18 protein-coding genes are annotated in these 23,889 nt (G+C 65.7%); 10 read left to right on the top strand and 8 right to left on the bottom strand.

What is annotated here, in order from left to right; all coding sequences use genetic code 11:
* Positions 1 to 79 precede the first annotated feature (79 nt).
* On the top strand, positions 80 to 994 hold the full coding sequence (locus tag ACXMYO_RS11130) for a LysR family transcriptional regulator (protein WP_457808766.1): 915 nt from the start codon (positions 80 to 82) through the stop codon (positions 992 to 994).
* On the opposite strand, the gene ACXMYO_RS11125 is transcribed toward ACXMYO_RS11130, so the two are convergent.
* Positions 988 to 2,712 (bottom strand): HD domain-containing phosphohydrolase, encoded by a 1,725-nt coding sequence (locus tag ACXMYO_RS11125; RefSeq protein WP_457808765.1) that lies wholly within the window; start codon positions 2,710 to 2,712, stop codon positions 988 to 990. The two genes, ACXMYO_RS11130 and ACXMYO_RS11125, sit on opposite strands and share 7 nt — an antisense overlap.
* A gap of 375 nt (positions 2,713 to 3,087) precedes the next feature.
* Here ACXMYO_RS11125 and katG point away from each other — a divergent pair, with 375 nt between their 5' ends.
* Positions 3,088 to 5,376, top strand: coding sequence for a catalase/peroxidase HPI (gene katG / locus ACXMYO_RS11120; protein ID WP_457808764.1), 2,289 nt, complete (start codon positions 3,088 to 3,090; stop codon positions 5,374 to 5,376).
* A 92-nt stretch (positions 5,377 to 5,468) separates the two neighbouring features.
* On the opposite strand, the gene ACXMYO_RS11115 is transcribed toward katG, so the two are convergent.
* The 4 genes from ACXMYO_RS11115 to ACXMYO_RS11100 all read right to left on the bottom strand — a co-directional run bounded on the left by ACXMYO_RS11115 (position 5,469) and on the right by ACXMYO_RS11100 (position 9,123).
* Complete coding sequence (locus tag ACXMYO_RS11115) at positions 5,469 to 6,272, bottom strand: aldo/keto reductase (protein WP_457808763.1); 804 nt, start codon at positions 6,270 to 6,272, stop codon at positions 5,469 to 5,471.
* A gap of 203 nt (positions 6,273 to 6,475) precedes the next feature.
* Positions 6,476 to 7,738 (bottom strand): serine/threonine transporter SstT, encoded by a 1,263-nt coding sequence (gene sstT / locus ACXMYO_RS11110; protein ID WP_457808762.1) that lies wholly within the window; start codon positions 7,736 to 7,738, stop codon positions 6,476 to 6,478.
* A 229-nt stretch (positions 7,739 to 7,967) separates the two neighbouring features.
* On the bottom strand, positions 7,968 to 8,399 hold the full coding sequence (locus ACXMYO_RS11105) for a hypothetical protein (RefSeq protein WP_457808761.1): 432 nt from the start codon (positions 8,397 to 8,399) through the stop codon (positions 7,968 to 7,970).
* 109 nt (positions 8,400 to 8,508) lie between these two features.
* Positions 8,509 to 9,123 (bottom strand): VTT domain-containing protein, encoded by a 615-nt coding sequence (locus ACXMYO_RS11100; protein WP_457808760.1) that lies wholly within the window; start codon positions 9,121 to 9,123, stop codon positions 8,509 to 8,511.
* A 111-nt stretch (positions 9,124 to 9,234) separates the two neighbouring features.
* Here ACXMYO_RS11100 and ACXMYO_RS11095 point away from each other — a divergent pair, with 111 nt between their 5' ends.
* From ACXMYO_RS11095 to ACXMYO_RS11085, 3 genes are all read left to right on the top strand, one after another.
* The gene (locus ACXMYO_RS11095) at positions 9,235 to 11,445 is read left to right on the top strand and encodes a tRNA(Met) cytidine acetyltransferase TmcA (RefSeq protein ID WP_457808759.1); all 2,211 of its coding nucleotides are present in this window, start codon (positions 9,235 to 9,237) and stop codon (positions 11,443 to 11,445) included.
* Positions 11,446 to 11,533: 88 nt separating this feature from the next.
* The gene (locus ACXMYO_RS11090; RefSeq protein ID WP_457808758.1) at positions 11,534 to 12,988 is read left to right on the top strand and encodes an aminoacyl-histidine dipeptidase; all 1,455 of its coding nucleotides are present in this window, start codon (positions 11,534 to 11,536) and stop codon (positions 12,986 to 12,988) included.
* 164 nt (positions 12,989 to 13,152) lie between these two features.
* The gene (locus ACXMYO_RS11085; RefSeq protein WP_457808757.1) at positions 13,153 to 14,736 is read left to right on the top strand and encodes an adenosine deaminase family protein; all 1,584 of its coding nucleotides are present in this window, start codon (positions 13,153 to 13,155) and stop codon (positions 14,734 to 14,736) included.
* Between the two features lie 24 nt (positions 14,737 to 14,760).
* Here ACXMYO_RS11085 and ACXMYO_RS11080 read toward each other — a convergent pair whose 3' ends face one another.
* Positions 14,761 to 15,960, bottom strand: a complete 1,200-nt coding sequence (locus tag ACXMYO_RS11080; protein WP_457808756.1) for an MFS transporter — start codon at positions 15,958 to 15,960, stop codon at positions 14,761 to 14,763.
* 244 nt (positions 15,961 to 16,204) lie between these two features.
* Here ACXMYO_RS11080 and flhF point away from each other — a divergent pair, with 244 nt between their 5' ends.
* From flhF to ACXMYO_RS11055, 5 genes are all read left to right on the top strand, one after another.
* A complete protein-coding gene (gene flhF, locus ACXMYO_RS11075) occupies positions 16,205 to 18,517 on the top strand; it encodes a flagellar biosynthesis protein FlhF (RefSeq protein ID WP_457808755.1) in 2,313 nt (770 codons plus the stop codon).
* A gap of 27 nt (positions 18,518 to 18,544) precedes the next feature.
* A complete protein-coding gene (locus tag ACXMYO_RS11070; RefSeq protein ID WP_457808754.1) occupies positions 18,545 to 19,003 on the top strand; it encodes a hypothetical protein in 459 nt (152 codons plus the stop codon).
* A 127-nt stretch (positions 19,004 to 19,130) separates the two neighbouring features.
* The gene (locus tag ACXMYO_RS11065; RefSeq protein ID WP_457808753.1) at positions 19,131 to 21,203 is read left to right on the top strand and encodes an FUSC family protein; all 2,073 of its coding nucleotides are present in this window, start codon (positions 19,131 to 19,133) and stop codon (positions 21,201 to 21,203) included.
* On the top strand, positions 21,193 to 21,414 hold the full coding sequence (locus ACXMYO_RS11060) for a DUF1656 domain-containing protein (RefSeq protein WP_457808752.1): 222 nt from the start codon (positions 21,193 to 21,195) through the stop codon (positions 21,412 to 21,414). Before ACXMYO_RS11065 ends, ACXMYO_RS11060 begins: the two co-directional genes overlap by 11 nt.
* Positions 21,411 to 22,376 (top strand): efflux RND transporter periplasmic adaptor subunit, encoded by a 966-nt coding sequence (locus tag ACXMYO_RS11055; RefSeq protein WP_457808751.1) that lies wholly within the window; start codon positions 21,411 to 21,413, stop codon positions 22,374 to 22,376. Before ACXMYO_RS11060 ends, ACXMYO_RS11055 begins: the two co-directional genes overlap by 4 nt.
* Positions 22,377 to 22,391: 15 nt before the next feature.
* On the opposite strand, the gene ACXMYO_RS11050 is transcribed toward ACXMYO_RS11055, so the two are convergent.
* Both ACXMYO_RS11050 and ACXMYO_RS11045 read right to left on the bottom strand, forming a co-directional pair.
* Complete coding sequence (locus ACXMYO_RS11050) at positions 22,392 to 23,126, bottom strand: hypothetical protein (RefSeq protein ID WP_457808750.1); 735 nt, start codon at positions 23,124 to 23,126, stop codon at positions 22,392 to 22,394.
* 75 nt (positions 23,127 to 23,201) lie between these two features.
* Entirely contained in the window at positions 23,202 to 23,852 is a 651-nt protein-coding gene (locus tag ACXMYO_RS11045; RefSeq protein WP_457808749.1) for a DNA-3-methyladenine glycosylase, read from the bottom strand.
* Positions 23,853 to 23,889 lie beyond the last annotated feature (37 nt).

Below are 23,889 nucleotides of genomic sequence, written 5' to 3'. Positions count from 1 at the left end.
GTGCCCAACCCAAGTTGGAATCCATCTGTTTGACAGATGGATCTATCGTGAACGCTTTTTTGTCCTGTAGAGCTTTTGAATGACACCGACGCTTGAACAGCTCAATGCGCTGGTCGCGACTGCCGAGACTGGCTCCTTTTCGGCCGCCGCCCGGCGCCTTGGCAAGGCGCAGTCGCTGGTCAGCACCCATGTGGCCAATCTGGAGCTGGATCTGGGCCTGGCGCTGTTTGATCGCAGCGCCCGATTGCCGGTGCTCACCGAAAGCGGCGTGCGCATGGTGGAAGAGGCGAAAGGCGTGCTGGCCCGGCGCGAGCGCTTTCTGGGCGTGGCGCGCCGGCTGGAAGCCCATATCGAGCCGCGGCTGAGCCTGGCCATCGATGAATTCTACCCCGAGCACCTGATCGGCGCTTTGATGCAGGATTTCGCCCAGCAGTATCCGAGCGTGGAAGTCGAGATGCACTTCCCGCTGCTGGAAGATGTCGGGCGCATGCTGGAATCCGGGCAGGCCGATCTGGGCGTGATCTGTCGACCCCAGCCCCTGTTCCCGGCGCTTGAGACCCGTCCGCTCGGGCGCGTGCCGCTGCGGCTGGTGTGCGCCCGGTCCCATCCGCTGGCCGGTGAAACGGATGTGACGCCGGAGGAGCTGCGACAGCATCGCCAGCTGATCGTCGCCACGCGCGGCCAGCCCGGCTCGCGGCTGGCCGAGCGTATCGGCTCGGATGTGTGGTGGGTGGAAAGCCATTTCGTGATGCTGGAGCTGGTCAAGCACGGGGTCGGCTGGACACTGATGTCCGATCACGTGATCGCGGCCTCACCTGCTCGCCCGTCACTGGTCACGCTCACCGCGCCGGCACTGGAGCGCTGGGTGGCACTGGAGCTGGGCTGGCATGCCAATCGCGGGCTGGGGGTGGCCGGCAGCTGGCTGCGCGATCGATTCCTCGCCCAGCCCCTGACGCCGCCGGTGCCGCTGGAGCGCGGCGGACCGCCTCAGTAGGGCACCAGGCCAAAGCCTTCGGGGCGCATCAGCGCCTCCAGCGTGCCCAGCTGGGCAAAATCGACCCGGCTGAGGATATCGTTCATGGTGCGCCCTTCACGGCTGAGGCTTCGCACCACGCGCACGCGCTGAGGCTGACCGCTGCCATCAAGCTCCATGACCCAGGCCAGATAGCCGCCGGAAAACTTCACCAGACTGCCGATCGGGTAGAAGCCGTGGCGCTGGATATAGCGCGTCACCCAGTACTTGTCGAAGCACTCCGGGCGGTGATAGAGATAGCGGTAGGCCTCGATGGCTGTCTTGCCCGGCCGGTCACCGCGGGTGCGCGTCATGGCATCGACGGTGTCGACCACTCCCGCCATGCGCGCGATCGCCGAGAGCGCCTCCCCCTTGAGTTCCTTCGGGTAGCCGCTGCCGTCCAGGCGTTCGTTGATGCACTCGATCACCTCATCACGCATGATCGGCGTCAGCCAGTCGGTGTCCTCGAGCGCCTCCAGCAGTACGGCCACGTGGCTTCGAAGATGGTCACGCTGGCGGGGGGCGAGCTGACCCTCGATCGAGGGCAGGCTGTCGTCGACCAGCATCATCTTGCCCATGTCGTGCAACAGGGCGGCCACCACCACTTCACGTGCCTTGTGAGCGTATTCGGGCTCGCTCAACACCAGATCCCCCAGCCGGACGGCCACGTTCAGCGAGTGCTGGACCCAGGCCGGCTCATCATTGAGACAGTGCAGGGCGTAAAAAAGGTTCTGGCGATGCTTTTCCAGCAGGCGCAGCAAAATGTCGGCACTGTGGAGCACGCACCTTGAGGGCGGCGTGCGGCGATTTTGCAGCGCCAGTAAAAAGATATGCAGCTGACGGGTGACCTCGAGCAGGGCCGCCACCATGGGCGTCTCTTCGGACTTCTTATGAACTCGCTTCGCGTTACGCTGATAGCCCGGCTCGTTGGAAGAATAAAGCGGCGAGGGAAAGCTCATGCGACCGCCTTCCCCGTTGCGATAGACCACCTCCCGTTCGGTCTCGTTGACCAGATAGGTCAGGCGCTGCTCGTGGGCCGGGTCGGTATTGATAAAGCTCACGCCGATGGCGGCAAACCGCGACCGCCCGGCCGGGTTCACGTGGCGAATGTGGGCCATCGTGCTGAAGGTCTCGCCGTTGGGAAACGAGATCACCAGTTGGGCGATGAACTCATCCACCCTGAGCGGTGCGCTGTTGGCCAGCGCCACTTCCAGCAGGGCCCCGCCTATCGAGAGGTTGCGCAGCCGCCCGGTGATGGGCGCTTCGTTTTCGTACAGGCTGATACTCAGTCCGGCTCGCATGGCATTGAGCAGCGTGACGCGTCGGTCGTTGCGCTTGGAGGTGGTATGCAACACTTTCGGCAGCGAACATTCGATTCTGAGCCGATCCTCCTCGCGCACAACCTCAAGGGCAACAAGCTGTTCAAAGCGCAGCGCCTGCGTGTCCTCCTCGGCCCTGAGCGTCAGCGGCTGGTTCACCAGCTCGCCGGCCTCGATACTCTGGGCATCCAGCAGCGACAGTGACAGGGTCTGACGCTTTTGATCGATGCGATGGAGCGTAACCGGATACACGGCCGACGATGCCCCCACGCTGATCGACAGCGCATGGGTGTAGTAGCTCAAGGCGTCCACGACGCCGGCGATATGCTCGGTATCACGGACCTCGATCTGCGATGCTGTGTCCGGCTCGGAACTGTCCATCGAAAAGGCCTGCTCAGCGGATAGGAAGGCACGACGCAGTGTCGCGTTTCTGGCCATGCTATCGGCGAAACGCGAATTAAATTGAGATCGCCTGTGCCGGAAATTCCGACAGGGCAGGCCCGGGCCGGCGCCTTCCGAACGCATGCAGGCCGTAATCGTTGCTGCATGAAAGCGCACAATAAATTGCGCCAAAGGGCGTGTTAGGCAGAAATCATCGTAAAAGGCCCACGCCCTGTCAGGGTTAACCTATGTTTATATTCAGGCTGCAGGGCTCTGCCGCAGGTGATAACGCCCGCGTCACATCGATTGGCCATGATCATGTCGTGCCGATGAGGCTGTAGCGCAAGTCGAATCAACAAGGAAAGGACGGACAGCATGAGCGAAGAGATCAAAATCACCGGCAAATGCCCTTTCGCTGGCGATTCGGTGGGCGGTGTCGCCGGCTCCGAGCCGACCACCGACCACTGGTGGCCCAACCGCCTCAAGGTCGAGCTGCTGCACCAGAACCCGCGTGAGGCCAATCCCCACGACGACGACTTTGACTACGCCCGGGCCTTCAGCCGGCTGGATCTGGCCGAGATCAAAAAAGAGATCAAGGCGCTTTTGACCTCATCGCAGGACTGGTGGCCGTCGGATTACGGCAACTACGGCCCGCAGATGATTCGCATGGCGTGGCACTCCGCCGGCACCTACCGTATTGCCGACGGGCGCGGCGGGGCCGGGGAAGCCATGCAGCGCTTCGCCCCGATCAACAGCTGGTGGGACAACGGCAACGTCGATAAATCCCGCCGCCTTTTGTGGCCGATCAAGCAGAAGTACGGCGACGCCATTTCCTGGGCGGACCTGATCGTGCTGACCGGCAACTGTTCGCTGGAAATCATGAACTTCCCGACCTTCGGTTTCGCCGGCGGGCGCATCGATGCCTGGGAGCCGGACAACCTCACCTACTGGGGCCCGGAATCCTGGTACGGCAAGAAGATCGAGGACGCGCCCCACGGTCCGTTTGAAGGTCACCCGGATCAGATGGTCAATCGCGACCTGCGCTGGACCGGTGAAGCCGGCGACGACAACTACGATCTTGAAGCGCCGCTGGCAGCGTCGAATTCCAACCTGATCTACGTTGACCCGGAAGGCTCGGCCAAAAAGGGTGTCCCGGAAGATTCCGCCGCCGATATCCGCATTACCTTCGGCCGCATGGCGATGAACGACGAAGAGACCGTGGCCCTGATTGCCGGCGGTCACGCCTTTGGCAAGTCGCACGGCATGACCCCACCGGACCAGATCGGCTTTGCTCCGGAAGGCGCGCCGATGGAAGCCCAGGGCCTGGGCTGGCACAACCCGCGCGGCAAGGGCAACGCCGAAGACACCATGACCAACGGGATCGAAGGCTCCTGGACACAGGACCCGACCCAGTGGGACAACAGCTATCTGGAAAACCTGTTCAACTTCGAGTGGGAGCAGACCCGAAGCCCCGCCGGGTCGCTGCAGTGGACGCCGGTCGACAAGAATGCCCCGCGCACGCCGGATGCCCACCTTGACGGCGTCGATCATCCGCTGATGATGATGACCTCCGACATCGCGCTGAAGGTCGACCCGTCCTATCGCGCCATCTGCGAGAAGTTCCTCAACGATTTCGACTACTTCACCGACGCCTTCTCGAAAGCGTGGTACAAGCTCACCCACCGCGACATGGGCCCGCGGGCGCGCTATCTCGGTCCGGAAGTCCCGCAGGAAGAGTTTCTGTGGCAGGACCCGATCCCCGCTGTCGAGTTTGATCTGGTCAACGCAGGCGACATCGCCGATCTCAAAAACAGGATTCTCGGCGCCGACGTCAGCGTCTCTCAGCTGACCGCCGTGGCCTGGGGTGCGGCCTCGACCTTTCGTACCTCCGACAAGCGCGGCGGTGCCGACGGCGCCCGCATTCGCCTGGCGCCCATGAAGGACTGGCCGGTCAACAACCCGGACGATCTTTCGAAAGTACTCAGCGTACTGGAGGGCATCAAGCGTGACTTCGACGGCGCCCAGAGCGGCAACAAGAAGGTCTCGCTGGCCGACCTGATCGTACTGGGCGGCTGCGCTGCGGTTGAAAAAGCAGCCAGGGATGCCGGCGTCAGTATCGAAGTGCCCTTCACACCGGGGCGCAATGACGCCACCGCCGAGCAGACCGACGAGCAGACCTTTCGCTGGCTCGAGCCGGTCTCCGACGGTTTCCGCAACTTCCACCGCAGCGACATCGAGTACAACGTCTCGCCGGAGCAGATCTTTCTCGACCGCGCCGCGCTGCTGGGCCTCTCCGCGCCGGAGTGGACCGCACTTGTCGGTGGCCTGCGTGTGCTCGATGTCAACGCCCACGGCGCGCATCGCCAGCACGGCGTGTTCACCGACCGTCCGGGAACGCTGACCAACGACTTTTTCGTCAACCTGACCTCTCCCGAGTTCGAGTGGAAAAAAATTGACGAGCAGGGGCTGGAGTTCACGCTCAACGATCGCGCCAGCGGCCAGACCCGCTTCAAGGCCACCCGCTGCGACCTGATCTTTGGCGCCAACTCCCAGCTGCGCCAGCTCAGCGAGTTCTACGCGCAAAAGGGCGGTCACGAAAAGCTCGTCCGTGACTTCGCTGCCGCCTGGAACAAGGTGATGATGCACGACCGCTTCGACGTCTGATCGCACCGCTCAGGCAAGATGATGTAAAACGACCCCCGGCGCCTTTGGTGCCGGGGGTTTTACGTTGAGCCAGCCTCGTTACTCCTGTCTTGTCAGTCCCAGCGCGGCGCCAGATTGTCCGGGCTGACAAGACGACTGCCGGGGCGGGCCAGTGCCTGGATTTGCTGCATGTCCTCGGTTGAAAGCTCAAAATCGAAGATATCGATATTGCCGGGAATGCGCTCGGGCCGGGTACTGCGCGTCAGGGCGATATCCCCCTGCTGGTGTACCCAGCGAAGCGCTATCTGAGCGGCACTCTTGCCGTGGCGCCGGCCGATGGCGGCCAGCGTTTCATCCCCGACGACCTCGCCCATCGCCATGACGAAAAAGCCCGTGAGCGGCACGCCCAGCGCATGGGCGCAGGCGCGCAGTACAGACTGATCAAGGTAGGGGTGAATCTCGACCTGATTGGTGGCGATGGGGGCCGGGCTGGTCGCCACGGCTCGTGCCAGCTGCTCGCTGTTGTAGTTGCTCACCCCGATGTGACGTGTCCAGCCCCGGTCGCGTGCCTCATTCAACAGCTCGACCTGCCGCTCGATCGACATGCCATGGCCGGGCCAGTGCACCAGCAGCAGATCCACGTACTCGAGCTGCAACCGATCAAGGCTTTCCGTGATTGAGGCGAGAAAGCGCTCTTCGGTGAAATGGCGATTCATCACCTTGGTGGTAATGAATATCTCGTCACGTGCGACGCCAAGCGATTGAACGGCCTGTCCCAGCGCGGCCTCATTGCCGTACAGCTGAGCGGTGTCAAAAGCGCGAAATCCGGCGTGCCAGGCGGCGGGGATCAGTTCGGCGACCTGGTCATCACTGAGCTCGTCAAGGCCAAAGCCGATCGGTGGAAGAAACGTCTGCATGGCGTTATCTCACTCGAAGGAAGTCAGGCTACCAGTGTAGCCCGACACCGGAGTGAGACCGCCATGAGGCGGAAGGCTGAATTCAGGAGGGCAGAGCTGCCGCCCGGGCAGCCTGAAAGGACCTGATGCGATCGATGTCCAGAGTCCGGAAGTGCGCTGGTACGCCTTCCGGTCTCTGGCTCGGCGCCGCCCGGGCCCTGGTGTCAGGCCGTCGTCTCGTTGCGGGTTTCTTCGCCCAGACGCCGTTTGGCCCCCGGGGAGCGACAGGCGGCGGCGGTGAAGAGCACGTCGGTCGAGGAGTTGAGCGCGGTCTCCGTGGAGTCCTGCAGTACGCTGATGACAAAGCCAACGGCGACAATCTGCATTGCAACATCGGCGGAGATGCCGAACAGGCTTGCCGCCATCGGAATCAACAGCAGCGAGCCGCCGGCCACGCCGGAAACGCCGCAGGCGGCCAGCGCCGAGACCACGCAGAGCAGAAACGCCGTCAGGAAATCAACGCCCAGACCGAGCGTATTGGTCGCGGCCAGTGTCATCACGGTAATGGTGATCGCCGCACCAGACATGTTGATCGTCGCGCCCAGCGGGATCGACACCGAGTAGGTGTCGCGATGCAGTTCCAGTCGCTCGCACAGGGCCAGATTGACGGGGATGTTGGCCGCGCTGCTGCGGGTAAAAAAGGCGGTGATGGCGCTGCCGCGCAGGCAGGCGAAAACCAGCGGATAAGGGTTTTGGCGGGTATAGGCGAACACGATCAGCGGGTTGGTCACCAGCGCCACGAACGCCATGCAGCCGAGCAGCACGCCGAGCAGATGAGCGTAGTTGGCAAGCTCCCCAAGGCCCGTCTCGGCGAGCGTGTTGGCCACCAGACCGAAGATGCCCAGCGGGGCGAAACGGATAATAAAGCGCACCAGCCCCGATACCGCATCCGACAGATCGCCCAGCGCGTTGCGGGTGGTGTCGCCCGCCTTGCGCAGCAGCAGGCCCAGGCCCACCGCCCAGGCAAGAATGCCGATAAAGTTGGCCTCTACCAGCGCGTTGACCGGGTTGTCGACGGCGCTGAGGGCAAGATTGCGCAGCACCTCGAGGATGTCCGAGGGCGGCGCGCCGTCGGCGGGCGGGGCGTCGATCGCAAGCGTCGTCGGGAAGGCAAAGCTTGCCACGACCGCCACCAGCGCGGCCACCAGGGTGCCGACCAGATAGAGCCCGAGTACACCATGGACCTGCGTCGGCCGACCGCGCTGATGGGCGGCGATCGCTGCCATTACCAGCACGAAGACCAGAATCGGCGCGATCGCCTTCAATGCGTTGATGAAAAGATCACCGAGCAGGGCAAAGGACTGCGCGACGCCTGGCGCCCAGAGTGCCAGCAGCGTGCCGGCGACGATGCCGATGAGAATCTGCGTAATCAGCCCCGGGCGGGGCAGTGATGCTCGGGAGGAGCGACGATCGGAGCTGGCGGACATGGGGCACTCTTGTAGGCCGGGATGTGTGATGCGCAGGCGCCGCGCGGGCGCCCGGAAAATCTCGATGGGCGTGCGCGAAACGGCGCATTCTAGCACCGCCATGCCGGCCATACGCCATCGCTTGTGTTTGCCGCCTGGGTGGTGTGGCCATCAAACGCTCAGCGCGGCCCCGGGGCCGGCATGAAGCTGATGGCGCATGACGCCATGATTGGCCGGGAAGCAGGCGGCGCTACTGTGTCGACCAGGTGCGCCCGCCGGGTGGGTTGGCGTCACCGTCTTCACAGGTCATGCCGGAACTTGAATAGCTGCGCGAGCCGTCACTGTGGCGGCAGACGTTGGCCTCCCCCTGGCTGACGCCGTCGTAGCCGTTGAGCCGGTAGTTGTCGGGCACGTAGTTGCTGCGCCAGTGCTCCAGCTGTTCGGGCGGGAGGATCACGCCGACGTCCACATCGCGGACGGGGTCAAAGCGCTGCGGGTCGCGGATGCCAAAGGGCGGGTAGCGGTGCGGCGGGCGATGATGATCCAGGTTGGGGCGGCGGTGATCAAGGATCACCGACTCGCTGGCGCTGGCTGTCTGGGGCGGGCCGGCAAGCGCCACGGTGCTGACAAGGCATGCCAGAAAATAGCCCGGTATGGCGGGCCGGAACGGTCGGCGCTGCATGGCGTCTCTCCCTGTGCCTGATCCGCAAAAAAGCGGGCCTGAATGGCATTATCGACGCTGGGCGCGTGTTCTAAAGCGTTTCAAGGAATATAGCGTGGCGCATTAAGGTTCAGGTCCGCCGGCGGCGCAGCAGGCGATGAATCACCGGCAGAATCATGACGCCGGCCACGCCCAGAATGATCACTTCCAGATGGTCGCGCAGAAACGGCACGTTGCCCAGAAAATAGCCCAGAGAGACCACCACGCCGGTCCAGAGCAGGGCGCCCAACACGCTGAAGCCGGCAAACACCGGCCAGGGCATGTGGCCGATGCCGGCCACGAAGGGGGCAAAGGTGCGCACAAACGGCACGAAGCGCGCCAGCATCACCATTTTGCCGCCGTGGCGGGCGTAAAAGGCTTCGGTTTGTGCCAGGTGCTCCCGGCGCAGCCAGCGCGAGCGCTCGTTGAAAAGCCGGGTGCCGTAGCGTCGCCCGATCCAGTAGTTGAAGTTGTCTCCCGCAATGGCGGCGGTGGCGATCGCGCTGCCGGCCATCCAGACGCTTAGATGACCGCTGCCGGCGATGGCGCCGGTAATGAACAACAGCGAGTCGCCGGGCAGAAAGGGCATAACGATCAGCCCGGTCTCACAGAAGATCACCGCAAACACCATGGCATACACCCACACGCCATGGTCAGCGACCAGGGTCATGAGGTGCTGATCCAGATGCACAAGAAAATCGAGCAAGGCCGCTGTTCCAGAGGATGAATGGCGGCGCAATACTGCGCCCGGGGCACGCGAAAAGGCAATGATTGCCCGTGGCGAGAGGCCGGGTCGCACCGAAGTGACATATCCGGCATGCTTGACCGTTATGTCTTGATTCCTGCCTGTGAGGTGGTCGTGTCCGACGACGCGTTGACGGCGCTGCATCAGTGGCGCCAGACCCTGAACACCGCCCGCCACCGCGGGCTTTTATGGCTTTGTGGCCCGGCGCCGGCGCTGCGCGAGCGTGCCGCGGCCGTGCTCGAGGCGCTGGCACTGACGGATGCCCTGTGGGTGGGCGCGCCGGCCTGTGACGGTATCGACCCGGCCATCGAGCCTCTGGCGATGAACAAGGCGCGCACCCGGCTGGGCACCGAGCAGGACGCGGTGGTGTTTGATGCCTTCAAAGGCTTCGACCCGGACGCTTTCGGTGCGCTGGCCGGCACCGTGCGCGCCGGCGGCCTTGTGATGGTGCTCACGCCCGATGACTGGGGTCGGGCGCCGGACGGTGACTACGCTCGCCTTGCCGATCATCCCTTTGACTGGTCGATGCTTTCTTCACGTTATCTCGCCCGGCTGGCGCGTCTGCTCGAGGCCGATGATCAGGTGGCGCGCTGGGCCGTCGGGCAGCCGCTCTCCCTGCCGATGGCCGAGGCACCGACCTCGACGCCGTCCGTCCCGGTTGAAGACATGGACTGCCTGAGTCCGGATCAGGCTCGGGCGGTGGCGGCCATCACGCGCCTGCGCCGGCGCCGCCCGCTGGTACTGACGGCCGATCGCGGCCGCGGCAAGAGTGCGGCACTGGGCATCGGCGCGGCGCGGCGGCTGATGCAGGGCGACACGCGCATCCTGATCACCGGCCCGCGGTTTTCAAGCGTGGCGCCGGTGTTCGAGCGCCTCGCCGCGCTGCTGCCGGACGGTGTGCTGCAGGATCAGCGCTTTGTCTGGCAGGGGCGCGAGGTCTGTTTCGTGGCCCCTGACCGGCTGGTCGACAACCTTGAGGCCTGGGGCGGCGATGGCAGCGTGCTGCTCATCGATGAGGCCGCGGCCCTGCCGGCGGCGCTGCTGCATGAGGCGCTGCGCCACTTCCCCCGCGTGGTGTTTGCCACCACCGTGCACGGCTACGAGGGCAGCGGCCGTGGCTTTGCCCTGCGCTTTCGCGCCCGGCTGGATCGGGACACGCCGCAGTGGAAGGCGCTCACGCTGGACACGCCCGTGCGCTGGGGTGCCGACGACCCGCTGGAGTACTGCGTGGCGCGGCTGCTGGCGCTGGCCGCCGAGCCGCCGAGCAGTGAGGGTACTTTCGAAAACGCGTATCACCATTGCCTTGACCGGGACGCGCTGGCCCAGGACGAGCCGCGGCTCGAGGCGCTGTTCGCGCTGCTGGTACAGGCGCACTACCGCACCTCTCCGGCGGATCTACGCACGCTGCTGGACGGGCCCGGTATCGGCATCGAAACGCTGGAGAGCACATCGATCGCGGGCGAGGGCCGGCTGCTGGCGGTGGCGGTCACGGTGGAGGAAGGCGGCTTTGACGAGGCGCTTGCCGAGCGCATTGCCCGCGGCGAGCGCCGCCCGCGTGGCCATCTGATGGCGCAGTCGCTGACGTTGCACGCCGGGGTGGTCGAGGCGGCCACCCACCGGCTGCGCCGTATCATGCGACTGGCGGTGGTGCCCGAGCGCCAGCGTCAGGGGCTGGGCCGACGGCTGGTCGAGCAGGTGTGTCATGGCGCGCGCGCGGATGACAGGGCGCTTTTAGGGGCGAGCCTGGGCGCCGAGCCGGGGCTGATGGCCTTCTGGCAGCGTTGCGGGCTTTCCTGTGTGCGTCTGGGGTTGCACCCGGAGACCTCCACCGGCGAGCACCCGGTGATGATGAGCCGGGCGCTCAACGAGCGCGGCGCGACGCTGCAGCGTCTTCTCGATAACCACATGGCGGCGCAGCTGCCGGGGCTGCTGGCTTTTGAACTTTCAACGCTGTCGCCGGCGGTGGTAGCGCAAACGCTGCGGGATCAGGCCGTGCGCCCTCCGGTCTCTCTGGTGACAGCCCGGGCGCAGCTTGAGCGGCTGGCGCTGGGGCAGGCACCGCTGGTGCCAAGCCGGCAGGCGCTGGCCTGGCGGGTGCATCAGGCGCTTCACAGCGACGGCGAGGCCGCCCCGTCTTCCGAGCTGATCACCCTGTGTGGCCTGCTGTGGCAGGGGCGCTCGCTGGCCTGGCTGGCCGAGCGCGAGGGGCTGACCGGCCAGGCGCAGGCGATGGACTGGGTGCGACGGCAGGCGCGCGTGCTGCTCCAGGCGCTGCCTTCGTAACCCGCACAGGCCGTCGGGCTGAAGCGAGGCGTTGAATGGCGTATTCTTGAGATCAGCTAACGAGTCATGACGCACAGGGAGAGTCTGCGTGAACGAACATCTGGACACACTGGAACCCGCCCATCTTTGGCGCCACTTTCGCACCTTCTGCGAGGTGCCGCGCCCGTCGGGCAGGGAAGAGGCGCTGGCCAAACGGCTGGAAGCCTGGGCCACCGAGAAGGGGTTTGAACACGAACGTGACGAGGCCGGCAATCTGCTGATTCGCAAGGCCGCCACCCCCGGCCATGAAGACCGCCCCGGCGTGGTGCTGCAGGGCCATCTGGACATGGTCTCCCAGGCCGCCCCCGGCGTGACCCACGACTTTGATCGCGACTCGATCGACACCGAGATCCGCGACGGCTGGCTCTACGCCCGCGGCACGACACTCGGGGCGGACAACGGCGTGGGCGCCTGCGCCGCGCTGGCGATTCTGGAAGAGAAAGGCCTCACCCACGGCCCGCTCGAAGCGCTGATGACCGTCGAGGAGGAAGCCTCGCTGGTCGGCGCCATCAACCTGAAAAAGGGCTGGCTCAAGGGAAAATATCTGCTGAATCTGGACTCCGAAGACGAAGGTCAGGTCTACATCGGCTGCGCCGGCGGCGCGTCGGTACGCACGAAGGCCACCCTGCCGGAGGCCCCGCTTGATGAGCCCATGGAGACCCTGACCATCAGCGTGCACGGTCTCAAGGGCGGCCACTCCGGGCTCGATATCCATCAGGGGCTGGGCAACGCAAACCGGCTGCTGTCGCGTCTTTTGCATCGGCTCTGCGAGCAGGGGCTGCGGCTGGTCGACTATGACGGCGGCACCATGGGCAACGCCATCACGCGCGAAGCGAGTGCCACGGTGGCCTTTCCGAGTCAGCATCGTGACGCGGTGATGGCGCAGGTCGAGCGCTACCAGGCGATCTATCGCGAAGAGCTGGCAGGGCTTGATGACGGCGTGACCGTCAGCGTCGAGTCGGCCTCTGCCGATCGCGCCCTGTCCAGTGAAGACACCTATCGGGTCATGGGGCTGATGCACGGTCTGCCCTACGGCGTGGCCGGCATGAGCCGCTCGGCGCCGGGCGTGGTCGAGACCTCCAATAATCAGGGCGTGGTACGACTCAAGGACGCCACCTTCTCGATCCAGCTGATGGTGCGCTCGCTGCGCGATTCCACCCGCGACGAGCTGGTGGCGCGCATCGCCACCCTGATGCGCCTGACCGGTTTCGAACCCGTGATCAACGAAGGCTACCCGGGCTGGACGCCCGAGCCGGAATCCGAGCTGCTGGCGCGCTTTGAGCGCGTTCATGAGAGCGTTACCGGAGAGGCGCCCGAGGTTCGGGTCATTCACGCCGGGCTCGAGTGCGGGCTGATCGGCTCGAAAAACCCGGGGATGCAGATGATCTCGTTCGGCCCCACCATCCGCGGCGCCCATACCCCGGATGAGCGCGTGGAGCTCGGCGCGGTGGAAAACTTCTACGGCGTGCTGCGGGCCATGGTCGAGGACCTGGCGCAGCGCTGAGCCATCATGACCTGTCGATCAAGAGAGGGCCTTCGGGCCCTCTTTTTTATGCCCGCGACAGGATGGGCAGCACGACAGCCTCAAACGGCCTCGCTAATATAGACAGCACATCTGCCGCCGAAACGGCCTCGGGATCACCCTCAATAACGACAAAAGGGCACCGCATGCTGACCGATCTTCTCTCCTGTCATCGCCGGCTGGCGACGCTTGCAACGCTGGGCGCCGGGGCGCTGCTGATGGCGACACCGGCCCAGGCCGATGAGCGCCGCACCGCCGACCATCTGGCCGACATTCGCGACCGGCCGCCCGAACTGCGCATGTTTTTGCAGCGCATGCCCAAGGGTGGTGACATCCACCATCACCTGTGGGGTGCGCCCTGGCCGGAAACCCTGCTTGAAGAGGCCGGAAAGACGGGGCTTTGCGTGCACGCCGATGGCTCGGCGATCGCGCCGCCGCCGTGTGACGACGACGCGCTGGTGCCCGCCGAGGGTCTGGCACAGCGCGACAGCGCCCTCTACGCCGATCTCCTCAATGCGCTGTCGATGCGCAATACGCCCACTGGCCCCGGCACGCCGCCAGTGGAGGGCCATGATCAATTCTTCGCCACCTTTGACCGCTTCGCTCCGGTAGCGGCCGGCTCGCCCGGGGCGCTTTTGAGCGCCTCGCAACGGCTGGCGGCACTGGACCATCAGCGCTATCTGGAGACCATGTCCAACCCCGGCGCGCTGCACGCTTTCGGCGCCATGGCGCAGTCGCGTGATCTCGACATCAATGATCTGGACGCGGCCTTCAAGGCGCTGTCGCCGGCGCTTGAATCGCATCTGGCAGACGCTCGTGAGGAAGTCGATGAGATGTTTAATGAGGCCGCCACGCGGCTGGGCTGTGACCGCGAAGAAGCCGCGCCGGGCTGTGACGTCACGGTGCGCCTGCAGGGCTTTGCCGTGCGCACCCAAGCGCCGATGGCGGTCTTTGGCGAGCTGATGATGGCCTTTGCACTCGCTGATGCCGACCCGCGCTATGTGGGCGTCAATATCGTCGCGCCGGAGGACCACCCGGTGGCGCTTGCAGACTACGACCGCCACATGCAGATGCTGGCCTTTCTCTCAAACCACTATCCCGAGGTGCCACGTGCGCTGCATGCCGGCGAGCTGACGCTCGGGCTGGTACCGCCGTTTGAACTGCGCGATCACATCCGCAAGGCCATCGAGGTCGGCGGTGCCCGGCGCATCGGCCACGGCGTGTCGATCGCCCACGAGCAGGGCGCGCCGCAGCTTTTGCAGAATATGGCCGAGCAGGACGTGGTGGTGGAGATCAACCTGACCAGCAATGACGTGATTCTCGGCGTGCGCGGCGCCGATCACCCGCTCAATCTCTATCGCGACGCGGGTGTGCCGCTGGTGCTGGCCACCGATGATCAGGGCGTCTCCCGCATCGATTTGACCCGCGAGTACGAGCGCGGCGTGACCGAGCACGGCCTGGACTACCCGGCGCTCAAGCAGATGGCGCGCAACAGCCTCGAGTACAGTTTTCTGGCCGGCGAGAGCCTGTGGGCGGACGGTGACGTGGGGGAGGCGCGCGTGGAGGCCTGTCAGGACGTCGCGCTTGAAAATACGCCCGAGGGTGACTGCGCCCGCCTGATCGAGGCAAGCGATCGTGCCCGGCTGCAGTGGCAGCTCGAGCAGAATCTGGTGGCCTTTGAAGACGAGGTGGCGCAGTGGCCCTCGATGCTCGGCGACCGCGAGCGCTGAGCATCGAAGGGGTGGCGGCCCGGGTTACGACGCCGGGTCCGCCGCCACCGGACGGCGCAGCACGCTGACCAGCACGCTCAATGAGAGCAGCATCACGAAAACGCCGTAGACATAAATCGTGGCTTCCAGGCCGAAGCGCTGGGTGGCGATGCCCGCAGCCAGCGCCGGCAGGCTGGCGGAGAGATAGCTCACCACGTAAAACACGGCCATCAGTGAGGAGCGCTCGCCGGCGGGCGCCAGCGGCATGACCGCGCGCAGTGCGCCCATGAACCCCGAGCCGAAGCCGAGACCGGCCACGGCGTAGCCGGTGATCAATAGCACCAGGCTGGGCAGGTAGACGCTGATCAGTACCAGCACCAGCCCGGCGGGCAGCAGGGTGCTGGAAAGCAGCAAAATGGTACGGGTGGTGAAGCGGCGAAAGCGCCAGACGCTGATGCCGCCCATTACTGACAGGATGCAGGCCAAAAGCCCGCCCATCAGCGCGCTGTGAAACCCGGCGACCTGCTCGGCCAGCGCCGGGCCCAGCGACAGGCTGAAGCCGCCCAGCGCCCAGGCCGCCACGTTGGCCGGCATGGTGCGTACAAAGGTGGGCAGCACCGTGGCCGGGATCCGGGCGCGGGGCGTCATCGAGGCCAGCGCTCCGGGGCGGCGCGTCACGCTCTCCGTCATGCGGCCAATCCCCAGCACCTGCCAGACAAAAATCGCGATCATCACGACATACACCAGCCGCAGCGGCCAGGGGGCGCCGGCGACCAGCACGCTGGCGCCCAGCGCGCCCAGCCCCATGCCGATCATGGGCGCGACGCTGGCCATGACCGGGCCGCGCTGGTGGTCGCTGTCCATCAGTGCCGCGCTCAATGCGCTGGTCACGATGCCGGTCGCCACGCCCTGCAGGATGCGCGCCGCGAATAGCCAGCTCAGATCAGTGGCCATCAAAAAACAGATCATCGAGGCCAGCTCGATCACAAGGCCTGCGAAAATGACCGGGCGGCGGCCGAGATAGTCCGACAGGGCACCGGTGAACAATAGCGTCACCAGCAGGGCAAACAGATAGCTGGCAAACACCAGGGTGAGCATGAACGCCGAAAAGTGCCAGCTCGCCTGATAAAGCGGATACAGCGGCGTGGGCACGCCGGAGGCGGCCAGAAAGGCCATCAATACCAGGGTGTAGAACACCAGCTGGCGGGGGCGGGGTGCATCCGGGGCCGTGACATCACGGGACATGAAAGGCGATACCTTGAGATCAATATTGGACGTTGAAGTGGCGCCAGTGTAGGGGATCGCTGCGCCAGGCGCTCGGCAGCGGCGATGAAAACTTTAGGGTGAAACGCGAATAAGGCATGAATTCGCATTCATTCCTGCCCATTGATGACGGCGCGCGCGTGGCACCCTTGGCGCCATGACATGAAGGCGACAGGTTGATACGCCCCTGCGCCTGCACCATTGCCGTTCATCAGGAGAGCCAGGCATGGGGGTACACCGTTTTATCGGCACCAACGCACGTGACGCCATGCGTCAGGTGCGCGAGTCGCTGGGCGATGACGCGCTCATTCTCTCCAACCGCCAGGTGGAAGGCGGTGTCGAGATCGTGGCGATGCTCGATGCCGACCAGGAGAGCCTGACCGGCCATCCGGCCGAGCCCGCGCCACAAGCGCCGGCCCCGCATCAAACGGCTTCTTCCGAGCCTGTACCCGAGCCCGAGCCGACCGTGCAGGCGATGCCGGCGGCCGCCCCCGAGCAGATGCAGGCCTTCAGCGCGCAGATGATGACCGAGCTTTCCGCCATGCGCGATCTGCTCAATACCCGGCTTGCGGCGGCGCCTGTCGAGGAAGAAAAAGCCACGCCGGCGAGTCGTCTGCGTCAGCGCATGATCGGCGTGGGGTTCAGCCAGACGCTGGTGCGCGAGCTGATCGCGCTGCTGCCCGCCGAATTTGCCGACACGTCCGAGACCGACATCGACGAGGCGCTCAACGGCTGGATCAGCCGTCAGCTGGCCGCCCGACTCGAAATCATGGACACCGACTCGGATCTGCTCGCCGAGGGCGGCGTGATGGCGCTGATCGGCCCGACCGGGGTGGGCAAGACCACCACCACCGCCAAGCTCGCCTCGCGCTATGTGATGGCCCACGGCAACCGCGACGCGGCGCTGATCACCACCGACAGCTATCGTATCGGCGCCCAGGAGCAGCTGCGCATCTACGCGCGCCTGCTGGGCGTGGAAGTGCATGCGCTGGAAGGCGACGGCGATCTGGGCGCGCTGCTGGCGCGTCTCATGACACCGCGCCGGGCGCTGCTTCAGATGCAAAAGGCCACGCCGAAACGCACGATTCTGATCGACACCCTGGGCATGAGTCAGCGCGACCCGCGTCTGGCCACCGAAGTGGCCCGGCTGGGCGAGGCGGGTGTGCCCATTGCGACCCTGCTGGTGCTGGACGCGGCCAGCCACGGCGATACGCTTGAGCAGGTGGTGGCGGCCTATCAGCAGGCCGCCGCTCAGGCCGGCACGCCGATCCGCGGCTGCATTATTACCAAGCTGGACGAATCCGCCCGGCCGGCGACCGTGCTGGACATTCTTGCTCGTCATCGGCTGCAGGTGCTCTTTGTCGCCAACGGCCAGCGGGTGCCGGAGGATCTGGTCGCGGTGGACGTGGCCGCGCTGGTCAGTGAGGCGCTGTCGGTCGATAGCGCCTCGCCGTTTGGCTATGACGCGGCAACCCTTGCCGAGATGGCCGGGCAGACGCGTCAGTCAAAGGCCCATGCCCTGTCGCGCGATGTCGTCAGCCACGGCCGCTCGCTGCACGCCATGTTCGACACTCTGGCCCGCCGGGCACCGGGCACCCCGCTTCTGGAGCAGCTCTGGGCCCACGGTGTGAGCAATGCCCCCGGGGAAAGCTTTGCCGCTCATATGGCGGCGCGCACGCCGCTAACGGTGGCGGCCAACGAGGAACACGCCCTGTGGTGGTCGAAGGAGAACGGTTCGCGCCAGCAGGACTGGGCCATGCCGCTGGTGTCGCTGGACGATCACGGCCTGCCGCTGCCGCAGACCTGGCTGCGCCACCGCCTGCCGACCTCGGAAGCCGCGCGCATGGCCTGGGCGCGAGAGACCCATCAAAGCGCCTGGCATCTGATGGCCACGCTCCCGGCGGTGGCGGAGATGCACCGCCTGGCCGCCGACCGGCAGCTATGGATGTCGGCGGCCACGGCCGCGCGCCGGATTCGCCATCAGGGCGAGCGCCAGCGGCTGGTCGATCTGGCCGGTCTTGCCGAGGAGATCGATCAGCGCCAGTGTCGCTGGCGTGCCCGGCCGGTCAACATGGTGCTCTCCTGTCTGCCGGCGCTGTATGACACCCGCGGCAGTGGCGCGCCGGTGGAGGTGCTGGTGTGGTTTGCGCGTCTTCACGATGTCGATGACAACCGCGTGCTGGCGCGGCGCTACTGGCTCTCTAACGCCGTGACCGGCCGTGATGTGGCCTCGCGCCTGGCCCGGGCCGTGGCGCTGGAGGGCCTTGAAGCGCTGACCCGCCAGGCGATGCGTCGGCTGGAGGAGAGTGGCGTGGCGCGCAGTGACCGCGAGACCCGGCTGCAGCTGGCCTCGGGGCTGGCGGCACTGGCGACCCGGCTGGAGCTGTGCGGTGAGGACTGGGCGATGGACGTACGTGCCCAGCTGTTCAATCTCTCCGGCGGGGCGCGGCGACGTACCGGCACCGTGCTGCTGGAAGCCCTGCTGCAGGCCTTTACCGCGCGTGATGCGCTGATGGATGCCCGTGAGGCGCGCGCGTGATGGCGCTCGACGGTAACGGGCACTGCCATGTCGGGTGATCAGGCCAGCGGCCTGCGCCAGTGGTCGCAGGCGCACGCCTCGAAAAACGATACGGACGGAGCGCCGACCGAGCTGGTGGTCATGGTGTGGGGCGAGACGGGCCCGGGCATTGAGCGGCTGTCGCAGCGTCTGGCCCTGCCCGAGGGGGTGTCACGCTGGCAGCCTCGGCCGGTCGCGCTGTCCGCGCCGCTGCCGGAGACTGTGCCGGCCTCTCCCTGGTGGGTGCTTTTGTTAAACCATCTCGACGCCGGCAGTGCGCCGAAGCTGGCCGAGGCGCTGCGCTTGTGGCATCGCGCCGGCATGGCGCCAACCGTGCTGCTGGTGGCCTCCGATCATCTGGCGGTGGAAGGGCTGGTGCGCGCGGCACGCACCCATCTGGGCGTGACGCTTGTGCAGGATGAGCGTGCCTGGCGCCAGGCCGTCATGACCGGGGCGGGGTTAAGGTAGACGTCAGGTCAGCGTTAATGAAATACTTTGCACCCTTACGATATTTCCCTTGCGCCTGTCGCCGTCCGTCTGTGGGCTTTTATGCCTGCCAGGCGGCATGCGTCGTTTACGATGCTGATCCTGTCTGATGAGAATTGTCTCGAGTATTACCGGTGACCACTGGGTGCTGGCGCTGCGCACCGTGCTGGCCGTGTGGCTGGCGCTTTTTGCAGCGCTGCGTCTGGATCTGGCCCAGCCGGCCTGGGCGATTCTGGCCGTCATGATTGTCACGCTCCAGCCGGTCATGTTTTCAGGCGGCACGCCACCGCTGGGCATCATCATTCATCGCTGTATCGGCCGGCTGATCGGCACCTTTCTGGGCGCGCTAATGGGCGTGGTGCTGATCGCGCTATTCGCCCAGCAGCCGATGCTCTATTTGCTGGCCGCCGGCGGCTGGCTGGCCTTTTGTACCTTCTGCGTGATGCTTTTAAACGATGAGCCGGCCAGCTACATCATGATGCTCAGCGGCTATACCGCAACGCTGGTCTCGCTGACCGCCATCGGTACCGGCGTGGACAACATCTTTGATCTGGCACTGGCCCGCACCACGGAGACGGCGCTGGGCATCGGGGCCGGTTTTTTAATGCATGTGCTGATCAAGCCGCGCTTTGGCAGCCACGCCTTGCCGACCACGCTGGACGGTCTGACCGGTGGCGCCGCCGGTGAGGTGCGCGTGGCGCTGGTAGAGCGGCGAACGCGTGCCGAGCTTGACGCCCGGCTGCGCACGCTGATGGGCAAGCATCAGCAGTTCGAGGCGCAGCATTCGCTGGCGCGCTTCGAGTTTCGCCGCTTTCGTCGGCTGCTGCCGGCGCTGGACCGTTTTGCCGGCGACAGCCTGGCGCTGATGACCGGGCTGCGCGAGCTCGAGGAGGCGGTCGACCGGCTGTCGCACTGCGAGGATGCAGACGCCATCATGACGGCCCTGCGCGACCCGGCGCTGCCCTTTCTGGACGCGCTGGAGCAGGGCGGCGAGCTGCCCGAGCAGCCGGTACTGCCCGACATCGACGCGCTGGTCACGGCAGAGGCACGGGTGACGCAGGTGCGGGCCGCGCTGGTGCGTGAGCGCCTGAGTGAAGTGCTGGGGCTTTTGCACCACGGCCGGTCGCTGAGCCTTGCCATGCAGCACCACCAGCATGCGCGACTGGTGCGCCTGACCGGGCGCCGCCCCCGGCGCACCTGGCATCCGGAGTACGCCGTGGCGCGCTATAACGCCTTTCGCGTGTTTATTGCCTTTGAGCTTCTGGGGCTTTTCTGGATTCACAGCGGCTGGCCGTCGGGCTATCTCTCCATGATGCTGCTGGGTGTGTTTATCGTGCTCTTTGCCAAGGCGCCCAACCCGGCGGCGGTGGTGCGACAGTTTCTGACCGGCACGATCTGGGCGGTCATTATCGGCTGCGTGTTTTCCTACGTGGTCTTTCCCGCCATTACCGGATTTCCGCTTCTGGCGCTGAGCATTGCGGTGCCGGTGGTGATCGGCACGCTGATGACGCCGCACCTGCGCTACTCGGCGATCGGGCTTGCCGGGGCAGTGACCCTGATGACGCTTTTGAACCTGCACCGGACCTATGAGTTTCACCCCACCCAGTTCATCAACGGCGGGCTGGCCTCGATTCTGGGCACTATCGTGACCATGGTGACCTATTCGCTGTTTCGCCAGCGCACGCCCGGGGAGCGCCTGGAAACCCTGGTGACCGCCTACTGGCGCGGGCTTGAGCGCGTGACCCGGGCGCGGCGGCTGCCCTCAAGAGCCTGGATCGAAAGCCGGCTGTATGACCGGCTGGGCCGGTTGCTGGCGCTGGGCAGCGGTGAACTGATGCTGCGTGAAGCAGTGGATCTGCACGCACTCGCCATGTGCCTGTGGCGGCTGCGGCGACTGGCCCGTGACAGCGGCCCTTACCGGCGCGATATCGAGCGCTGGGTGTTTGAGCTGGGTCGGCAGCTGCCCCGGGCCGGACGCGATGAAAGGGCCTGGCAGCGTCTGGCCGCCGACAGCGAGGCGCGGGCGGCCTCTTTGTACGCTATCGAGCCGCTGCCCACGGCGCTGATCGGCGAATTCGAGATGCTCTCGCATCTGCTGCGTGACCTGCCCGGCGCCGATGTGCAGGCCCGTGACGCGCTGGTCGACGTCGATGACGAACAAGGAGCCATGGATGCTCGATGAGTGGTCGTTTCTGGGGTTTCTGACGCCGCCGCTTTTTGTGCCGGTGCTGGTGGCGCTTTTGCTGTTCTGGAGCGTGCGCCGCGTGATGTCGCATTTCGGGCTGTACCGGTTTTTATGGCAGCCGGTACTGGCCGACATCGCCATTTTTACGCTGCTGTTGTGGGCGGTGCTGATACTCAGCGGCGCTCTGCCGGCGGGAGGACAAACATGACGGACAAGGAGTCGGGTATGAATGGCGTGTCGGCCCTGGCAGGGCGCACCCTGCGTATCGTGGCGACGCTTTTGCTGGTGGTGGCGGCACTGCTGGCCGCCTGGTGGATCTGGCATCACTACATGCATGACCCCTGGACGCGCGATGGCCGCATTCGCGCCGATATCGTCCAGGTCGGGGTGGATGTTTCGGGGCTGGTGGATACGCTCGAGGTGCATGACAACGACCTGGTCGACAAGGGCGAGGTGCTCTTTACCATCGACCAGGCGCGCTATCAGCTGGCACTGGATCAGGCGCAGGCGGATCTGTCGCGCTTCAAGGAGCAGCGCGACGAGGCGAAAGCGACCAGCAGCCGGCGTGATCGGCTCAACAACTATGTCTCGCAGGAGGCGCGCGATAACGCCCGCTTTGAATACCGCTCGGCCGAGGCGGCCGTGCAAAACGCCGAGGTGGCCGTGCGAGCGGCAAAGCTGGATCTGGAGCGCTCAACGGTGCGCTCGCCGGTGGATGGCTACGTGACCAACCAGCAGCTGCGCCCGGGTCAGTATGTCAGCGCCGGCTCGCGGGCCATGACGCTGGTGGACCAGCACAGCTTCTACGCGCTGGGCTATTTCGAGGAGACCAAGCTTGGCGGCATTCACCCCGGCGACCCGGCGCGGGTGCGCCTGCTGGGGCGCGACCGGGAGCTCCACGGCCACGTGGACTCGATCGCGCGCGGCATCGTGGACAACAGCCTGACCGGGGAGTCCGGCGGGCTGGCCGCGGTCAATCCGTCCTTTGACTGGGTGCGCCTGTCCCAGCGCATTCCCGTTCGTATCCGACTCGATGAGGTGCCCGGGGATCTGGTGCTCTCTGCCGGCCAGACGGCTACCATCTATGTCGATGCCCCCGGTCACGAGCCGAACGAGAACGGCTGGGGCGCGGCGCTGCGACGACAGCTCGAAAACCTCTTCGATATCTAGGCGCCGACCCCGGACCTAACGGCTGTAGGGCGTGGCGGGTGCCGGGCCGCGCGGGTCCGAGTAGAGGTCCGCGCCCCGGCCCGGGTCGCTATTGAAGGCGGGCGGGCGCGACTGGCCCGGTAACGGATAGCCATGCGGCGGCAGCGGATAGCCGGTCGATGGCGGGCGATAGTTGCCCGGGGCCGGGTAGGGAGCGTTCTGCCAGCGATTGTCACGGTAGAACCGGTCCGGCGCGGCACCGTAGATGGTCTCCCGGCGCGTTTGATCAAACTGGCGGCGCTCGATGTCGTAGAGACGTTCGTACTGACGCCGCAGGCGCTCGTCCGGGTCGATGGGCTGTGGCCGGTGCCAGCCAAAGCCCGGCCGGCCGTCGTAGCCCCACTGACCATCAGGGCCGGGGCGCCCGTCAAAACCGGGGCGGTTGTCGAAGCCGGGTCGATTGTCAAAGCCGGGGCGGTTGTCGAAACCGGGTCGTCCATCAAAGCCGGGACGGTTGCCGGGGCCGGGACGGTTACCAGGGCCCGGCCGGTTGCCAAAACCGGGTCGATTGTCGAAGCCGGGGCGATTGGCGTGGTGCCAGTGGCGTTCAACGCCGCCGCTCCCCTGGCGAAACTGCGATTGACCCTGCGAAAAGTGCGATCGATCCTGAGAAAAATGCGAGCGTATCGGCCCCTGATCGTCGGCCAGGGCTTCAAGACTCAGCGTTGACGCGATAAACCCTGCGACAAGTCCTGCCAGTAACGGTGTCATGACGGTCCCTCCCGGGAGTCGTTGTGCGCTGCCTTCATTCTAGCCTGGCAGGGCATGAACCGCGCCATGCCGGGATTACTCTCCGGCGGTATTCTTCCGGCGTGCCTTTTTTTCGAGCTGACGGCGCAGCTGCGGCGTGGCAATGCGCAGCCGCCAGGGGGCGTCGCGATGCTCGGGCTCGGCGTAGTCGATGCCGATGCGCGGGCTTCGGATGACGTCATCGTCATCGACCGGTGTGCCCGGCTCGATCCACAGATTCTGGCCGCTGCACAGATCGAGCCGATTGAAGGCCGTTTTGGTGATGCCCATGGCGCGGGTCAGCTTGCCGGGGCCGTTGAGCATGTCGCGGCCCTGCTTGCCGTTGCGCCGCGCGATCATGGTCTCTTCGCCCTGAATCGGCTCGATGGCGCGGATCAATACGGCACACGGGTCGTCCTCGACCTCGGTCACCAGATTGAGCATGTCGTAAATGCCGTAGATGATGTAGACGTAGGCATAGCCTGCCGGGCCGAACATCACCTCGGTGCGCTGGGTGCGCCCGTGGGAGGAGTGACAGGCGGTGTCGCGAAGGCCCAGATAGCCTTCAGTTTCAGTAATCCGGCCGATCAGTCGCTCTTCGCCGTCATCAACGATGAGATGACAGCCCAGCAGGTCACGCGCGACCTCCAGCGTGGGGCGGTTGTAGAAGTGTCTGGGCAACGGCGCCGGCGCGGGTACTGCGGTCATTGAGCCTCCTTGCAAGGGGTGCGATAGCATGACCACC

Source organism: Kushneria sp. EE4, assembly GCF_977968315.1.
The sequence above is the reverse complement of the archived record's forward strand: the minus strand, read 5'-3'. Positions and strand labels throughout refer to the sequence as shown.

Bases quoted from the DNA above. Each gene is read 5' to 3' on its own strand.
- ACXMYO_RS11115 (WP_457808763.1), bottom strand. From the start codon at position 6,272: ATGCAGACGTTTCTTCCACCGATCGGCTTTGGCCTTGACGAGCTCAGT.
- sstT (WP_457808762.1), bottom strand. From the start codon at position 7,738: ATGTCCGCCAGCTCCGATCGTCGCTCCTCCCGAGCATCACTGCCCCGC.
- ACXMYO_RS11055 (WP_457808751.1), top strand. From the start codon at position 21,411: ATGACGGACAAGGAGTCGGGTATGAATGGCGTGTCGGCCCTGGCAGGG.
- ACXMYO_RS11105 (WP_457808761.1), bottom strand. From the start codon at position 8,399: ATGCAGCGCCGACCGTTCCGGCCCGCCATACCGGGCTATTTTCTGGCA.
- ACXMYO_RS11095 (WP_457808759.1), top strand. From the start codon at position 9,235: ATGCTTGACCGTTATGTCTTGATTCCTGCCTGTGAGGTGGTCGTGTCC.
- ACXMYO_RS11080 (WP_457808756.1), bottom strand. From the start codon at position 15,960: ATGTCCCGTGATGTCACGGCCCCGGATGCACCCCGCCCCCGCCAGCTG.
- ACXMYO_RS11070 (WP_457808754.1), top strand. From the start codon at position 18,545: ATGTCGGGTGATCAGGCCAGCGGCCTGCGCCAGTGGTCGCAGGCGCAC.
- ACXMYO_RS11125 (WP_457808765.1), bottom strand. From the start codon at position 2,712: ATGGACAGTTCCGAGCCGGACACAGCATCGCAGATCGAGGTCCGTGAT.
- ACXMYO_RS11050 (WP_457808750.1), bottom strand. From the start codon at position 23,126: ATGACACCGTTACTGGCAGGACTTGTCGCAGGGTTTATCGCGTCAACG.
- ACXMYO_RS11045 (WP_457808749.1), bottom strand. From the start codon at position 23,852: ATGACCGCAGTACCCGCGCCGGCGCCGTTGCCCAGACACTTCTACAAC.
- ACXMYO_RS11060 (WP_457808752.1), top strand. From the start codon at position 21,193: ATGCTCGATGAGTGGTCGTTTCTGGGGTTTCTGACGCCGCCGCTTTTT.
- ACXMYO_RS11130 (WP_457808766.1), top strand. From the start codon at position 80: ATGACACCGACGCTTGAACAGCTCAATGCGCTGGTCGCGACTGCCGAG.
- ACXMYO_RS11065 (WP_457808753.1), top strand. From the start codon at position 19,131: ATGAGAATTGTCTCGAGTATTACCGGTGACCACTGGGTGCTGGCGCTG.
- flhF (WP_457808755.1), top strand. From the start codon at position 16,205: ATGGGGGTACACCGTTTTATCGGCACCAACGCACGTGACGCCATGCGT.
- katG (WP_457808764.1), top strand. From the start codon at position 3,088: ATGAGCGAAGAGATCAAAATCACCGGCAAATGCCCTTTCGCTGGCGAT.
- ACXMYO_RS11085 (WP_457808757.1), top strand. From the start codon at position 13,153: ATGCTGACCGATCTTCTCTCCTGTCATCGCCGGCTGGCGACGCTTGCA.